Source organism: Marinomonas sp. KMM3893 (assembly GCF_004352855.1).
In the GTDB taxonomy this organism is placed as follows: domain Bacteria; phylum Pseudomonadota; class Gammaproteobacteria; order Pseudomonadales; family Marinomonadaceae; genus Marinomonas; species Marinomonas arenicola.
Genome location: NZ_SJSC01000002.1, coordinates 340,830 through 356,818, shown reverse-complemented (window position 1 = coordinate 356,818; position 15,989 = coordinate 340,830). Strand labels below are relative to the sequence as shown.

15 protein-coding genes are annotated in these 15,989 nt (G+C 46.9%); 9 read left to right on the top strand and 6 right to left on the bottom strand.

Annotated features, from left to right (window positions below; genetic code table 11):
- The first annotated feature begins 2 nt into the window (after positions 1 to 2).
- The 5 genes from E0D71_RS06085 (at position 3) to E0D71_RS06065 (ending at position 5,020) form a co-directional block, all read left to right on the top strand.
- On the top strand, positions 3 to 1,157 hold the full coding sequence (locus E0D71_RS06085) for an ABC transporter ATP-binding protein (protein ID WP_133002425.1): 1,155 nt from the start codon (positions 3 to 5) through the stop codon (positions 1,155 to 1,157).
- Entirely contained in the window at positions 1,147 to 2,016 is an 870-nt protein-coding gene (locus E0D71_RS06080) for a sugar ABC transporter permease (protein ID WP_133002424.1), read from the top strand. The genes E0D71_RS06085 and E0D71_RS06080 overlap by 11 nt, the downstream gene beginning before the upstream one ends.
- A gap of 147 nt (positions 2,017 to 2,163) precedes the next feature.
- Complete coding sequence (locus E0D71_RS06075; RefSeq protein ID WP_133002763.1) at positions 2,164 to 2,940, top strand: carbohydrate ABC transporter permease; 777 nt, start codon at positions 2,164 to 2,166, stop codon at positions 2,938 to 2,940.
- 11 nt (positions 2,941 to 2,951) lie between these two features.
- Positions 2,952 to 3,224 (top strand): DUF2160 domain-containing protein, encoded by a 273-nt coding sequence (locus tag E0D71_RS06070; RefSeq protein WP_133002423.1) that lies wholly within the window; start codon positions 2,952 to 2,954, stop codon positions 3,222 to 3,224.
- A 68-nt stretch (positions 3,225 to 3,292) separates the two neighbouring features.
- Positions 3,293 to 5,020 (top strand): ABC transporter substrate-binding protein, encoded by a 1,728-nt coding sequence (locus E0D71_RS06065; protein WP_133002422.1) that lies wholly within the window; start codon positions 3,293 to 3,295, stop codon positions 5,018 to 5,020.
- Between the two features lie 129 nt (positions 5,021 to 5,149).
- On the opposite strand, the gene E0D71_RS06060 is transcribed toward E0D71_RS06065, so the two are convergent.
- Positions 5,150 to 5,692: a hypothetical protein gene (locus E0D71_RS06060; RefSeq protein WP_133002421.1), complete on the bottom strand. Its 543-nt coding sequence runs from the start codon at positions 5,690 to 5,692 to the stop codon at positions 5,150 to 5,152.
- 292 nt (positions 5,693 to 5,984) lie between these two features.
- Here E0D71_RS06060 and E0D71_RS06055 point away from each other — a divergent pair, with 292 nt between their 5' ends.
- From E0D71_RS06055 to E0D71_RS06040, 4 genes are all read left to right on the top strand, one after another.
- Positions 5,985 to 7,034, top strand: coding sequence for a peptidase M42 (locus E0D71_RS06055; RefSeq protein ID WP_133002420.1), 1,050 nt, complete (start codon positions 5,985 to 5,987; stop codon positions 7,032 to 7,034).
- Between the two features lie 219 nt (positions 7,035 to 7,253).
- The gene (locus tag E0D71_RS06050; RefSeq protein ID WP_133002419.1) at positions 7,254 to 8,270 is read left to right on the top strand and encodes an NAD-dependent epimerase; all 1,017 of its coding nucleotides are present in this window, start codon (positions 7,254 to 7,256) and stop codon (positions 8,268 to 8,270) included.
- A 26-nt stretch (positions 8,271 to 8,296) separates the two neighbouring features.
- Positions 8,297 to 9,478: a nucleotide sugar dehydrogenase gene (locus tag E0D71_RS06045; RefSeq protein WP_279433432.1), complete on the top strand. Its 1,182-nt coding sequence runs from the start codon at positions 8,297 to 8,299 to the stop codon at positions 9,476 to 9,478.
- Between the two features lie 237 nt (positions 9,479 to 9,715).
- Positions 9,716 to 10,186: a DUF1456 family protein gene (locus tag E0D71_RS06040; RefSeq protein WP_133002418.1), complete on the top strand. Its 471-nt coding sequence runs from the start codon at positions 9,716 to 9,718 to the stop codon at positions 10,184 to 10,186.
- Positions 10,187 to 10,253: 67 nt separating this feature from the next.
- Here E0D71_RS06040 and E0D71_RS06035 read toward each other — a convergent pair whose 3' ends face one another.
- From E0D71_RS06035 to E0D71_RS06015, 5 genes are all read right to left on the bottom strand, one after another.
- Complete coding sequence (locus tag E0D71_RS06035; protein ID WP_133002417.1) at positions 10,254 to 11,270, bottom strand: peptide ABC transporter ATP-binding protein; 1,017 nt, start codon at positions 11,268 to 11,270, stop codon at positions 10,254 to 10,256.
- Positions 11,267 to 12,235 (bottom strand): dipeptide ABC transporter ATP-binding protein, encoded by a 969-nt coding sequence (gene dppD, locus E0D71_RS06030; protein ID WP_133002416.1) that lies wholly within the window; start codon positions 12,233 to 12,235, stop codon positions 11,267 to 11,269. The genes E0D71_RS06035 and dppD overlap by 4 nt, the downstream gene beginning before the upstream one ends.
- 9 nt (positions 12,236 to 12,244) lie before the next feature.
- Positions 12,245 to 13,135 carry a dipeptide ABC transporter permease DppC gene (dppC, locus tag E0D71_RS06025; RefSeq protein ID WP_133002415.1) on the bottom strand — a complete coding sequence of 297 codons (891 nt, stop codon included), beginning with the start codon at positions 13,133 to 13,135 and terminating at the stop codon, positions 12,245 to 12,247.
- Positions 13,136 to 13,146: 11 nt separating this feature from the next.
- Positions 13,147 to 14,157 (bottom strand): ABC transporter permease subunit, encoded by a 1,011-nt coding sequence (locus E0D71_RS06020; protein WP_133002414.1) that lies wholly within the window; start codon positions 14,155 to 14,157, stop codon positions 13,147 to 13,149.
- A 110-nt stretch (positions 14,158 to 14,267) separates the two neighbouring features.
- Entirely contained in the window at positions 14,268 to 15,866 is a 1,599-nt protein-coding gene (locus E0D71_RS06015; RefSeq protein ID WP_133002413.1) for an ABC transporter substrate-binding protein, read from the bottom strand.
- Between the last annotated feature and the right edge of the window lie 123 nt (positions 15,867 to 15,989).

The following is a 15,989-nucleotide window of genomic DNA, read 5'->3' as shown; positions in this document are numbered from 1 at the left end:
TCATGGCTGAAATCACACTCAATGCACTCGCTCACAGCTACAGTGAGAACCCAAGTAAAGCCGAAGACTACGCCATCCGCGAGATGTCTCACGTCTGGGAACAAGGCGGCGCGTTTGCCCTGCTCGGCCCTTCTGGTTGTGGTAAGTCCACCCTGCTCAATATTATTTCCGGCTTGCTGGAACCGTCTGATGGCGAAGTCTTATTCGATGGAAAACGCGTCAATGAGCTGAAACCAGAAGAACGCAACATTGCTCAGGTTTTCCAATTCCCTGTGGTGTACGACACCATGACGGTGTTCGACAATCTGGCGTTTCCATTGCGCAATATTGGCGTGCCAGCCCATAAGGTCACCTCGAAAGTTCATGAGGTCGCTGAGATTTTAGAACTGTCTGATCAACTCAAACGCAAAGCGAAAGGGCTGTCAGCAGACCAAAAACAAAAAGTCTCCATGGGACGTGGCTTGGTTCGCGATGACGTATCGGCGATTTTATTCGACGAACCATTAACCGTGATCGACCCACAATTAAAATGGAAATTGCGCCGCAAGCTCAAGCAAATCCATGAGCAATTCAATATCACCATGGTGTATGTCACCCATGACCAATTAGAAGCTTCCACTTTCGCCGATAAAATTGCGGTGATGTACAACGGGCAAATCGTCCAATTTGGCACCCCACGAGAGCTGTTTGAAAACCCAGCGCATACCTTTGTTGGGTATTTCATTGGCAGCCCAGGCATGAACTTTTTTGACGCCGAACTGCAAACTGACCACCAAGGCCACACACGGGTGATGTTTGGCGAACATGAAATAGCGATTCGAAGTGACGTACTAACAACCTTAAAAAACATGGCGGCGACCAAACTACGACTGGGCATCCGTCCGGAGTTTGTTCACGTTTGGGATGGCAAAAACGACGACGCCTATCAGGTAGAGGTCGATTATGTAGAAGATCTAGGCACCTACAAGATCCTCTCATTCCTGTTTAACGGTCAGATGATGAAAGCTCGTCTGAGTGAAGACCAAAAAGTGCCGTCTGGGCAGATCTTTGTGAGTTTCCCAGAACAGTGGACCAAGGTGTATGTGAATGAGTATTTGGTGGAAGCCAGTACGCCTATGGCTACCTCGGCAACCCAGGAGGTAGAAGATGCAAACTAAAGTCGAAAACAACAAGGCGTGGTTCCTTGTTTTACCGGTTTTTATCATTGTGGCCTTTTCCGCCATCATCCCTTTGATGACGGTGGTGAATTATTCGGTACAAGATATTTTTGACCAAAACACCAGCTATTTTGTGGGCGCAGAATGGTTCAAGCAAGTGATGCTAGACAGTCGTCTGCACGATGCCTTGATCCGCCAGTTCTTGTTCTCTTTCACTATTTTGCTGATCGAAATTCCACTCGGAATCGGTGTCGCATTGATGATGCCAACCAAAGGAAAAAGCGCCTCTTTGTGCTTAATCTTAGTGGCGATCCCTCTGCTGATTCCTTGGAACGTGGTCGGTACTATTTGGCAAATTTTTGGACGCGAAGACATAGGTTTGTTCGGTGCTTTCATGGGCGCTATCGGCGTTGACTATAACTACGCATCAGACCCAGTTGATGCCTGGTCTACCGTGGTTTTAATGGACGTTTGGCATTGGACACCACTGGTCGCCTTGTTGTGCTATTCCGGTTTACGGGCGATCCCTGAAGTCTATTATCAAGCGGCGCGCATCGATCAAGCGTCACGCTGGGCAGTGTTCCGTTATATCCAACTGCCGAAGCTCACCAACGTACTGATTATTGGTGTGTTATTGCGCTTTATGGACTCTTTTATGATCTACACCGAACCGTTTGTACTCACTGGTGGCGGCCCAGGTAGCTCGACGACCTTCTTAAGCCAAGCCTTAGTACAGCAAGCCATCGGCCAATTTGACCTAGGTCCTGCGGCGGCGTTCTCTTTGGTGTATTTCCTTATCATCTTGTTGGTGTGTTGGGTGTTCTACACCACCATCATGAACATGCAAAAAGACAAGTAGGAGCGGATCATGACGCAATCATCTACGACACACACCAACAAATCGTCCGCGGCAAAAACGTACGGCACCGCCGAGACGGTTCAAGCGCCGGTTTACAGCCGTGCGGAGCGTAAAGCCCGCAATGCGACGCGCCGTAGCCGCCTAGGCATGGTGATTTATTTAGTCCTGTTGTTATTACCTATTTATTGGCTAATCAACATGTCCTTTAAAACCAATACCGAGATCCTCAGTGGCTTGTCTTTCTTCCCTGAGCATTTCACCTTGGATAACTACGCGAAGATCTTTGGTGATCCCACTTGGTACATGGGGTACATCAATTCCACTTTGTACGTGGTGATGAACATGGTCATCAGCTTGTTGGTCGCCTTACCAGCCGCCTACGCCTTCAGCCGTTATCGCTTTGTTGGTGATAAGCACATGTTCTTCTGGTTATTGTCGAACCGTATGGCGCCACCTGCGGTGTTCTTATTGCCTTTCTTCCAGCTCTATTCCTCTGTGGGGTTATTTGATACTCACATTGCGGTGGCCTTGGCTCACTGTTTGTTTAACGTGCCATTGGCGGTCTGGATTTTAGAAGGCTTTATGAGTGGCGTTCCTCGCGAAATAGACGAAACCGCCTATATTGATGGCTACACCTTTCCGAAGTTCTTTGTGCGTATTTTTATTCCTTTAATACGTTCAGGCATAGGGGTTACTGCGTTTTTCTGTTTTATGTTTTCTTGGGTCGAATTGCTATTGGCGCGCACCTTAACCTCGGTCGAGGCCAAACCGATCGCTGCCATCATGACCCGAACAGTCTCCGCCTCGGGGATGGACTGGGGGCTGCTCGCCGCCGCCGGTGTGCTCACTATTATTCCTGGCATGTTGGTCATTTACTTTGTTCGTAACCATGTGGCGAAGGGCTTTGCCCTTGGTCGAGTGTAAGGAGAATTATTATGGCTTGGATGTCTTGGACACTACCAACCGCGCTCTTTTTTATTGGCATTGGGGTCATCCTAGTGGGGATGACCGCGTGGCAAATCGCTTCCCCTTGTGTGGAGCGTCGAGGCTTTTTACCGCTCGACACCACACGAGGCGATCGTTTGTTTATTGGCCTGCTGAGCAGCGCCTTTATTCATCTCGTGTTCGTTGCGTTAACGGATGCAAACCTTGCGGTGGCAACCGTCCTTTGCGCTATTTGGATGATCATCCTAATGCGTTGGGGCTAAACCACCAGTACGACCAGGACTATTCGGCACGGACGCCACCAGAAAATTAAACTATGTTGAGGTACATCATGCACTACAATAAGAAAAAAATTGCACTGGCAGCCTTACCCATCGCGGTGATGCTTCATTCTGCTTCACTGTGGGCTGATCAATACTCAGATGCCGCAGAAAAATGGGTAGACAACGAGTTTACTGTCTCGACGCTAAGCAAACAGCAACAGCTTGAGGAAATGCACTGGTTTACTGAAGCCGCAAAAAGCTTCCGAGGCATGGACATAAACGTTGCGTCAGAAACACTCACCACGCACAAATACGAGTCCCAAGTATTGGCCAAAGCCTTTACTGAAATCACTGGTATTAATCTGCACCATGACTTGATTCAAGAAGGGGATGTGATTGAAAAACTGCAAACTCAAATGCAGTCAGGCCGTAATATTTATGACGCCTACATCAATGACTCCGATCTGATCGGTACCCACTTCCGCTATGGTAAAGTGGTGCCAATTTCCGACATGATGGCGGGCGATGGCAAAGATTATACCTCGCCAACCTTGGATCTAGATGACTTTATCGGCCTGTCCTTTACCACTGGACCAGACGGTAAATTGTATCAACTTCCTGACCAACAATTCGCCAACCTTTATTGGTTCCGCGCCGATTGGTTTGCGCGCCCGGATCTAAAAGCAAAATTTAAATCCATTTACGGCTACGACCTAGGCGTACCAGTAAACTGGTCTGCTTATCAAGACATCGCTGAGTTCTTCACCGATAAAGTGAAAAACCTGGATGGCAAACGCGTTTACGGCCACATGGATTACGGTAAAAAAGACCCTTCTCTTGGCTGGCGTTTCACTGATGCTTGGTTCTCTATGGCCGGTGCTGGCGACAAAGGCTTGCCAAATGGCTTACCGGTAGACGAATGGGGTATCCGTGTCGAAAATTGTCATCCGGTCGGTTCGAGTGTGTCTCGTGGTGGAGCAACAAATGGTCCAGCGGCCGTTTATGCCACTCAGAAATACGTTGATTGGTTGAGTAGCTACGCGCCACCAGAAGCACAAGGTATGACCTTCTCTGAATCTGGTCCGGTACCGGCTCAAGGTAACGTTGCTCAGCAAATTTTCTGGTACACCGCCTTTACCGCAGACATGACCAAAAAAGGTCTGCCTGTGGTGAATGAAGACGGCACGCCAAAATGGCGCATGGCACCGTCTCCTGTTGGGCCATACTGGGAGCAAGGTATGAAAAAAGGTTATCAAGACGTTGGCTCTTGGACCTTTATGAAATCCACGCCTGAAAAACGTCGTCTAGCGGCTTGGTTGTATGCTCAGTTCACCACGTCTAAAACGGTGTCTTTGAAAAAAACCTTGGTCGGCTTAACGCCGATTCGTGAATCCGACATCAACTCTCAAGCGATGACGGACGCGGCGCCAAACCTAGGTGGTTTGGTTGAGTTCTATCGTAGCCCAGCACGTACCGAGTGGAGCCCTACCGGTACTAACGTACCAGATTACCCAAAACTGGCTCAGCTTTGGTGGCAATACGTTTCACAAGCGGCCAGCGGTGAAGCAACACCTCAAGAAGCGTTGAACGGCCTTGCGGCGGCTCAAGATAAGGTAATGGGACGTTTAGAACGCGCTAAAGTACAGCCTAACTGTGGCCCTAAGCTCAACAAACCACGTGATGAAGCTTACTGGTTAGCGCAACCTGGCGCACCCAAAGCCAAATTGGCTAACGAGAAACCTCAAGGGGTGACCGTGGCTTATGACGAGTTGCTTAAATCGTGGCAGAAAAAATAAGTTTACTCTTCTAGGAGAGTAACTTTCTCTGCTGTTTAGCATTGTTTTGGCATCAAAAAAGGCGTGATTCTTGGTTTAAGAATCACGCCTTTTTATTCATTAGAGAGTCAGCCAAACGTGACGAGAAAACTACAGATCAAATTTCTCTTCTAAATCTTCCACTAAAGATTCACTGATATTGTCTGCGTCTACGTGTTCGTCTTTTTCGTCCCATTGATGAATGGCACGCTCAATATTGACGTAAACCGCTTTAAAATAACCATACAAAGGGGTGTAATTGTTTTGCACCAGCTTGGCAAGCGTTTGATTACCTTGAGACACCACGACCTGATGAGAGACTAATGGACGACTCAGAGCTCGCCCTCCCATTTTATAACGGCGTAAATAATCAATGGTAATGTCTAATTCGCCCACATTAGGCCCCGGTTTAGAAGCATAAAGGCCTTCTTCTACTAGGTGTTTATGAATCGAATAGGCGAAGTCTTTGCTCAGTTTACTCTCAGAAGCAAACTGTTTGCTGCCAGGAATCGCTTCAACAGACTCGGATAAATTAACCGTCAGTTTTTTCATATAAAACGCGCGAATTGTTTTTTGTTCTGGTGCTTGATCTACATGCCCAGCACAGCCAACTAATGCGAGGCCGGCACACCAGATAATATTTCTAAAACGCATTTTCTATCCCTATTCAAACGGTTTCTGATAAAAACATGAGCAAAATGCCCATGTTTATGGGTGAAATAACATCGCTAAAACACGACTATTCATCCATTTTAAAAATTAAAAAATACGCTTGAATAGTGTAAATATTATGTATGTTATTCATTTGTGAGACATTTTAAAAGTGTTAGTTAAATCTCGTCATTTTAAATACGCTAAGCGCTGTTTTTTCCGCTATTTATCGCTGTTAAAAAATAAAAAAAACTCTATGATCAGCCATCCGGTTCACTGCTAGAGAAAACCTTACATGTTAAGTGATGATTTTATTGATGTGCTCAAGTTATTGATTCGACAGCCTAGCGTGGTTGGCGCAGAACATTCTTTTTTCCGCGTATTGCAGCGTGAGTTAGAAGAGCGTGGCGCCAAGGTCACCTGGTATGAAGGGTTATTGGTTGCCCAAGGCAGTGAACCAATGAGCACTATGTTCTCGGCACACATCGACCGCCATGGCTTGGTCTGCACTGGGCCGAATGAATTCCAGTACGCCGCCTTTGTCTCTGCGAATCGCACTGATCTACTGAACAACTCCGTTTCTGAAGAGTTAATGAGTAAAATCACCGAGCGCTTCCACCATGAAAATGTCTATGCCTATGAGCCTTGGTCCGGTGTTTATCGTGGCAAAGGCGTCATCAAACACGCTTATATCTGCGAGTTTCGCAACAACTTAATTTTTGAAATCGACGGATTAGAAGGCGTGGTCGCAGGCACGCCAATTGCTTTTAAAGACAAGCTGCATATCAAGGAAGACCGCCTTGCAGGCCAATTGGATAACGTTATCTCGGCGGCTGCGTTGGTGCATTTGTTTAGCCTTGGCTTTAAAGGTACGGCGTTTTTTACCGCACAAGAAGAGTCCGGCAAAAGCTGGCGTTATTTATTAGAGTGGTTCCGTCGTTTTGGCGGCTCTACCAACCGCTTATTTGTTATCGACACCAGCCCTTTTCCTAGCGTTGCCTCCGCCAATGAGCAGCAAATCGTGCTACGGGAAAAAGACGCCAACGCCACGTTTAACCCAGAAACGACTCAGCTTATTGAAGCGCTCTGTGTGAAAAGTGGCATAAGTTACCTCTTCAAAAATCGCTATGCAGAAGCTGAAAATAAAAAGCGAGAGGCCAATGGTTTACCGCCTTCATCAATCGGCAGTACAGAATTAGGTCGCATCATTGCGGCGTCTAATGGCTTGGTTGATGGCACCACCATTCAGATTCCCACCACCGGCTATCACACCATGCATGAATCGGCGTCCAATGATTCGGTTAACGCATTTTTAGAGATTCTTAGACACGTTTCTAATACCTAAACGTGTCGTCGTTAATTTAATTTGGCTCGGCCTCCCCATTCCAATCACAGCACCTCGCTTTCTTGGTGCTGTTTTATTCGCTCTTATTTGCGTCAACACTCGTTATCAAATGGCGATAAAATGCAGATATTCTAAGCTTTGTGCCTTTTTTTCATCTTTTTTCACGGCACTATTCTTTATACTATGGCGATACCCTATCTTTAGATTAAGAGAGACGATGTGAAAGTATTAGTAACCGGAGCCGCTGGGTTCATTGGACACGGTTTAATTAAACCACTCCTTGCTCGAGGTGATGACGTTGTGGGCATCGATAATCTCAACGATTATTACGACCCGGCGTTAAAAATCGCACGCCTTGATGACCTCGCTCGTTTCAAAGACTCTCACCAAGCACAAGACCGCTTTCGTTTTATTAAAATGGATTTAGCAGATCGTGACGCCATGGCGACCCTCTTCGAGGACGAACAGTTCGATGTGGTGGTAAATTTAGCCGCCCAAGCCGGGGTACGTTACTCGATTGAAAATCCGCAAGCCTATATTGATTCTAACCTAGTGGGCTTTGCGAATATTCTAGAAGGCTGTCGCCAAACCAAGGTGAAGCACCTTGTGTATGCGTCTTCTAGCTCTGTGTATGGGATGAATAAAAAGCAACCGTTTAGCACAGAAGACAGAGTCGACTATCCTATTAGTCTGTACGCGGCCACCAAAAAATCGAACGAACTCATGGCGCATTCTTACAGCCATCTTTATGACATTCCAACGACCGGCCTACGCTTTTTTACCGTGTACGGTCCTTGGGGTCGCCCAGATATGGCGGCCTATAAATTTGTCAAAGCGATTTTCGAAGACCAGCCAATCGACGTTTATAACCATGGTCAGATGAAGCGTGACTTCACCTATATTGACGACATTGTTGAAGGCATTGTGCGCGTTATAGCTACCATACCAACGAAGATGGAAAGCGAAATTACCGCAGCGACCGCGCCTTATAAAGTATTTAATATTGGCAACAATCAGCCAATTGAATTACGACGTTTTATTGACGCCATTGAAAGCGCCTGTGGCAAGAAAGCCCAAGAAAACCATTTGCCAATGCAAGCGGGCGATGTGCCACTGACGTTTGCCGACATTGATGAACTAATAGAAAGTACCGGCTTTAAGCCAGCCACCAGTATCGAAGACGGCATGCAGAATTTTGTCGACTGGTACCGTGACTTTTATGGCTCAACCCACTAATTATACTGATAACGTAGGAAGATATTTTGACGACTAAAAAATACCAGATTGCCGTTGCGGGAACAGGCTATGTTGGCCTGTCTATCTCCATGTTGCTGGCCCAGAACCATAAAGTCACAGCGGTTGATATCGTCGCAGAGCGTGTGTCCATGCTAAACCAAGGACAATCGCCTATTAGCGATGCAGAAATCGAAGATTTCCTTGCCACTAAGACGCTCGATTTTGTCGCCACCGAAGACAAAACACAGGCTTATCAGAACGCAGATTTCGTAGTAATTGCCACGCCAACAGACTATGACCCTGAAACCAATTACTTCAATACCAGCTCGGTAGAAAGCGTTATTGCGGATGTGTTGGCGGTCAACCCAAACGCGGTTATGGTCATCAAGTCGACTATCCCTGTCGGCTACACAGCGGAAGTAAAAGCCAAATTTGGTACAGATAATATTCTGTTCTCGCCTGAGTTTTTGCGTGAAGGCAAAGCCCTTTACGACAACCTTCACCCGTCTCGTATTATCGTTGGAGAAGACTCCGAGCGCGCGAAAGTGTTCGCTGCTTTGTTGCAAGAAGGCGCGATCAAACAAGAGGTTCCCACCTTGTTTACCGACGCCACCGAAGCCGAAGCCGTTAAGCTTTTCTCTAATACCTATTTGGCCATGCGTGTGGCCTACTTCAACGAGCTTGATTCTTACTGTGAAGCCTTTGGCCTCAGCTCTAAGCAAGTGATCGAAGGCGTCGGCCTAGACCCTCGTATTGGCGCGCACTACAACAACCCTTCTTTTGGTTACGGCGGCTACTGCCTACCAAAAGACACCAAGCAGCTGCTGGCCAATTACGACAATGTGCCGAACAACCTGATCCGTGCCATTGTGGACTCTAACACCACACGTAAAGACTTTATTGCCGATGCCATCATCAAACGCAATCCTAGCGTCGTGGGCGTGTATCGCTTAGTGATGAAAACAGGTTCAGACAACTTCCGCGCATCGGCGATTCAAGGCGTCATGAAACGTTTGAAAGCCAAAGGTATTGAAGTCATTGTTTTTGAACCAGAATTAGAAGAAGACAACTTCTTCCACTCAACAGTCTATCGTGATCTTGCTGAGTTTAAAGTTGCGGCGGATGTCATCATGAGTAACCGCATGACCGACGAGCTGAGCGACGTAGCGGATAAGGTTTATACCCGAGATTTATTCGGTAAAGACTAAATTCGCAGCGCCATCGCGAGAGAAACAATGCCTTAAGAAAAACAGAAACCTAACAGACTCAGTGTGTTAGGTTTTTTTACGCGATATCACGCTACTCACGCTGGATGAAAACGCGCCGTGTTAGGCAAATATCTTTATATATTTGATAAAAGTGACGCTAAAATCTGTTAAAGTCGCTCTTTGAATCGCCAGTGATTCACCCTGACTGTACTGGACACCTAACACTAGGACTCTACTTTGACCAATAACGATATTTTACGCCGCCTTCGCTACACCTTTGACTTGAAAGATTCTTATGTAAAAGAGATCTTTGCTGCCGCTGATCAAACGGTTAATCGTGATCAAATCATCGCGTGGATGAAAAAAGAAGAGGAAGAGGGTTACACCTCTATGGTCGATATAGACATGGCCGCTTTTCTAAATGGCTTTATCAATGTGCGTCGTGGCAAGCGCGAAGGTGAACAGCCTGCGCCAGAGAAACGCCTAAATAATAATCTTATCTTTATGAAGCTGCGCATTGCGCTTAATCTGAAAGCGGAAGATATTCTTGAAATCATGCAATTGGCTGAGTTCAACATGAGCAAGCACGAGCTAAGTGCCTTCTTCCGTAAGCCAGACAACAAGCATTACCGTGAATGCAAAGACCAGATCTTGCGTAACTTCATCATGGGATTACAGCTAAAATTCCGTCCTAAAACAGACGTTTAATCCTGTTGTTTTAGGCAAAGAAAACGCCCTGCTGGGCGTTTTCTTGTTAGCAAAGTAACTCTCTCGCTTACGCGACACCGACGGCAAGTGGTTTCATACGATTTTCTTCCACCGCATGACATGCAATAAAATGCCCTTCTTCTGCTTTACCCAATAACGGCGTTTCACTGCGACAACGATCGTTCGCATAAGAACAACGACCATGAAACGCGCACCCAGACGGTGGGTTTAATGGCGAAGGCAACTCCCCTTCTAACTTAATACGCTGACGACGTTTATCCGGCGACAGTTGAGGCGTACTAGACAGTAAGGCCAAGGTATAAGGGTGCTGCGGATTTTCAAACAATTGCTCTCGAGAGCCTTGCTCAACCACCTTCCCCAAATACATCACCATCACGTCATCAGCAATGTGCTCCACCACCGACAAATCGTGGGAGATAAACACATAACTCAAGCCAAACTCTTGCTGTAAATCCATCATTAGATTAAGCACTTGGGCTTGAACTGACACATCTAGCGCAGACACTGGCTCGTCAGCGACGATGACATTAGGGTCCAACATCAGGCCACGAGCAATGGCAATACGCTGGCGCTGGCCACCGGAAAACATATGCGGATAGCGATCGTAATGTTCTTCTTTCAGTCCCACTTTTGCCATCATGGCCAAGGCTTTTTCTTTGCGCTGCCCTTTAGAAAGCTTGGTATTGATAACCAAAGGTTCTTCTAAAATCGAGCCAATTTTCTTACGTGGATTTAACGAACCATAAGGATTTTGGAAGATGATTTGGATCTTTTGACGCAGGCTTGCTTGCTCGTTTTTAGAAAGCGTTAATAAGTCCTGTCCAAGATGCGCCAGCTGTCCTTCTGTTGGTGTTTCGATCATGGTCAACATACGACCCAAGGTCGATTTACCACAACCAGACTCGCCAACCACCGCCAACGTTTTGCCTTTTTCCAAAGTAAAACTAACCCCATCCACCGCTTTTACGACGGCATCCGGCTTAAACATCCCCTGCTTAACATGGTAATGCTGCTTTAGGTTTTCTGCATTCAGGATCAGTGCATTGTTCTGTGATGTACTCATGCGGCCGGTCTCCCTTCAATGTCTAACGGAGTATGGCATTTCACTTGGCGGTCTAATGGACCTTGATTTTCAGGTTCTACCTTATGACATTGTTCCTGAGCATAAGGACAACGTGGGCTTAACAAACAGCCTTGCGGACGATCGTATTGCCCAGGCACAACACCGGGTAAAGCCTCAAGACGAGCTTTACCGGAGGACGACTCTGGCAGCGAAGCCAACAAGGCTTGCGTGTAAGGGTGCTTTGGAGAACGAAACACTTCCGCCGCGGGACCAGATTCGACAATTTGACCGGCGTACATCACGATCACTCGATGGGCGACTTCTGCCACCAACGCCAAATCATGGGTAATCAACACCAATCCCATTTTTTTCTTGCGCTGTAATTCGATCAACAGATCAATGATTTGTGCTTGAATGGTGACATCCAGAGCCGTGGTAGGCTCATCGGCTATCAATAACCTAGGATTACACGCAATCGCCATGGCAATCATCACACGCTGGCTCATACCACCAGACAGCTGATGCGGATAATTATCCAAACGTGATTCAGGCGCGGGAATACCCACTTGGGTTAACAATTCAATCGCGCGTTGTTTTAAAACTTTCTTGCGCCCACCTTGGTGGGTTTTAAGCGCCTCCATGATCTGATAACCCACTGAGAAACAAGGGTTCAAACTGGTCATAGGATCTTGGAAAATCATCGCAATATCCGAGCCCGTCAGTTTACGACGTTGCTTTTCTGGCATGGCTTGTAGGTCTTGCCCATCAAAGGTTAATTGATCGGCGCTCACTTTACCGGGAAAATCAATCAAGCCCATTATAGACAAGGAACTCACGCTCTTACCTGAGCCAGATTCTCCAACGATGCCAAGGACTTCCCCTTCCTCGACCTTATAACTGATGTTATCCACGGCACGAAAATTACCGAAGGTAACGCTTAAATTGTCCAGCTGTAGCAGTGACATCACAACCTCCTACTGTTTCAACTTGGGATCAAGAGCATCGCGTAAGCCATCGCCCATGAGGTTAAATGCCAACACTGTGATCAAGATCATCAATCCGGGGAAGGTCACAACCCACCACGCGCGTTGTACAAACTGTAAGGCGTCGGCCAACATAGAACCCCATTCAGGCGTCGGTGGCTGAGCACCTAGCCCGAGAAAGCCCAGTGCCGCCATGTCCAAGATGGCGCTAGAAAAGCCCAGTGTCGCTTGCACGATCAGAGGTGCTAAGCAGTTCGGTAAAATACACACAAACATCAAACGCAATGGACTGGCACCCAAAACACGAGACGAGGTGACATAGTCCCGTGACATTTCCGCCATGGTCGCAGCACGCGTTAAGCGCACGTAATTTGGCAAAGACACCAAGGATATCGCCAGGGCTGCATTAAAGATGCTTGGCCCTAATATTGCGACAATGGCAATCGCCAATAGCAAACTCGGCATCGCCAACATGATGTCGACAAGGCGCATGATGCAAATATCAACAACGCCTTTAAAGTAGCCTGCTACCAAGCCCAACAATATGCCAATGACCAAAGAAATCGTTACCGCAAAAGCGCCAACAGACAAAGACAATCTGGCCCCATAAATAAGGCGTGAAAAAATGTCTCGACCCACGTCATCGGTGCCTAACAAGTAGGACCAACTGCCACCATCTAACCATGCAGGCGGAAGCAATAAGGCGTCTCGCACTTGAGCAGAGGGCGAATGCGGTGCCACAACATCGGCGAAAACCGCCATAAAACAAATCAATACAATAAAAACCAGTCCTGCGACCGCGCCTTTATTGCTGCTAAAGTAATGCCAAAATTCTTGTATCGGTGTTCTTGGCGCTGGTGCAGATACGGTATTCGTCGTCATAAAGCGCCTCCTTATCGGTTGTGTCGAATGCGTGGGTTAACAACGCCGTAGGCGATGTCGACCAATAGGTTGACGACAATAATAATGGTCGCAACAATCAAGATGCCGCCCTGTACAACAGGGTAATCTCGACGGCTAATAGACTCGATAAGCCATTTGCCAATGCCTGGCCAAGCAAACACAGTCTCGGTCAAAATTGCCCCTGATAATAAAGTTCCCACCTGCAAACCGATCACGGTAATCACAGGAATCAGAGCGTTGCGCAACGCATGAATAACAATCACTCGCCACGGAGCAATGCCTTTGGCACGAGCGGTGCGAATGTAGTCTTCACTTAAGACTTCAAGCATAGAAGAACGCGTCATACGGGCGATAACGGCCATCGGAATGGTGCCCAAGACAATGCTGGGCAAAATAAGGTGAGACACGGCAGACTTGAAAGCGCCCTCTTCGCCTGATAACCAAGAGTCGATCAACATAAATCCCGTGGTATTGTCGATCCAATAGACAACATCAATCCGCCCGGATACTGGGGTCCAGCCTAGGGTCACGGAAAACACCAACATCAGCAGCAATGCCCACCAAAAAATAGGCATCGAATAACCCGTTAATGAAAAGGTCATCACCGAATGGTCGAAAATGGTACCGCGCTTCACCGCAGCAAAAATACCGGCGGGTAAGCCAATTAAAATAGCAAAAATAGCCGCGCAAACAGCAAGCTCTACGGTGGCTGGAAACAGCGTCATAAACTCATTCATGACAGGTTCGTGGGTAACTAAAGACTCGCCTAAGTCACCTTGTACTATGCCTGCAACATAGTGGAAATATTGCTCATATAGGGGTTTATCTAACCCCAATTGGGCACTCAACTCAGCATGACGTTCTGGCGATACACCACGCTCCCCTGCCATCACTTCAATCGGGTCACCAGGAATCATGTGGATCAAGGTGAAGGTCAGTAAGGTAATACCGATAAAGGTCGGAATGACAAGACTCAAACGTCGGAAAATAAATTGGAACATAAAGGACTGGCTCTCTTGCGATTTGACTAGATCGGGTTTGTAGCCCGGTCAGCGGGGTGTTTGCTTGCGTCCCAGCAAACAAACACCCTATTACGGCGTCCGAATTGGACTTACTTCTCTTTGCTTACGCTGTAGAAGTAGTGACCACCAAGTGGATCAATTTTGTAGCCTTTCACTTCTTTGCGGATTGGTTCGTATACCACAGAGTTGGCAACAGGAATCCAAGGTGCTTGATCATGGAAAATAACCTGTGCTTGTTTGTAGTAGTCGTTACGTTTGTCCATATCAGAAGTACGTTTCGCTTTAACCAGCAGGTCATCATAGGCTTTGTTACACCATTCTGAGTAGTTTGAACCACCCACAGAATCACAGCTTGTTAGTACGTACAGGAAGTTATCTGGGTCACCATTGTCACCCGTCCAACCAATTAGAATCGTGTCTGGCTCACCCGCTTTTGCACGCTTAAGGTATTCACCCCATTCGTACGTCACTATGTTCGCTTTAACACCCACTTTGGCCCAATCCTCTTGCATAATTTCCGCCATACGGCGTGCATTCGGGTTGTAAGGGCGCTGAACTGGCATTGCCCAAATAGTGGTTTCGAAACCATCAGCATAGCCTGCTTCTGCTAACAGTTTTTTCGCTTTAGCTGGGTCATATGGGTAATCTTTGATAGACGTGTTGTAAGACCACATAGTCGGTGGAATTGGGTTCTTAGCGACTTTACCAGCCCCTTGGAAAACCGAATCAATGATCGCTTGTTTATCCGTCGCATAGTTCAATGCCTGACGCACTTTCACATCGCCAAACGGTTTTTTCGTCACGTTGAATGCTAGATAACCAACGTTCAAACCTTCTTGGCTCATCAAGTTAATATTTGGATCCGCTTCCATCTGCTTGATATCAGCAGGATTTGGGTATGGCATCACATCACATTCGCCGGCTTTTAGTTTAGCGTAACGAACAGAAGCATCTGGTGTGATAGAGAATACCAAGCGATCAATTTTTGCTTTGCCTTTCCAGTAATCTTTAAACGCAACGTAGCGAATCAAAGAGTCTTTTTGGTACTGCACTTTTTGGAATGGTCCGGTACCAACTGGGGTTTGATCCAGTTTTTCAGGCGTGCCCGCTTTTAAGTATTGATCCGCTTGTTCTTTTGAAAAGATAGACGCAAAGTCCATCGCCAAGTTGGCAATAAACGGCGCTTCTGGGTGGTTCAATACAAATTTAACTGTGTAGTCATCGACTTTTACTATGTCTTTGATCAGGGTATTCATGCCCATGTCATCAAAGTAACCGTAAGAACCGCCGCCCACTTTATGGTACGGGTTACTATCAAGACGCTGACGGTTGAATGAGAAGATCACATCGTCTGCATCAAAGTCGCGTGTTGGTTTGAAATCTTTTGAGCTTTGGAACTTCACACCCTTACGTAAATGGAAGGTATATTCTAAGCCATCGTCAGAGACATCAACGCTTTTGGCTAAGCTCGGCTCTACTTGAGTCGTGCCCAGTTTAAACTCCATTAAGCGGTTAAAAATTGGTTTAGAAGACGCATCGAAAGTGGTACCAGAATAGTACAAAGAAGGGTTAAAGCCTTCTGGGCTACCTTCTGAACAGTATACCAATGTTGATGCTGCATGAGCTGACGTGGAAATAGCGGCCGCGGCCATGACGGCAAACGGTAATGCTGCTAACCCTTTTTTCATTTTCATTCTCCATTAGCGTAATTATGATCGTGTTAAACACGTGGGAAGTTGAATCAAGGTAATCGTTACTTTGTGATATCTGAGAGGCAAGGTTGTAGTGGCATAGATAGAGAAACGACCTCG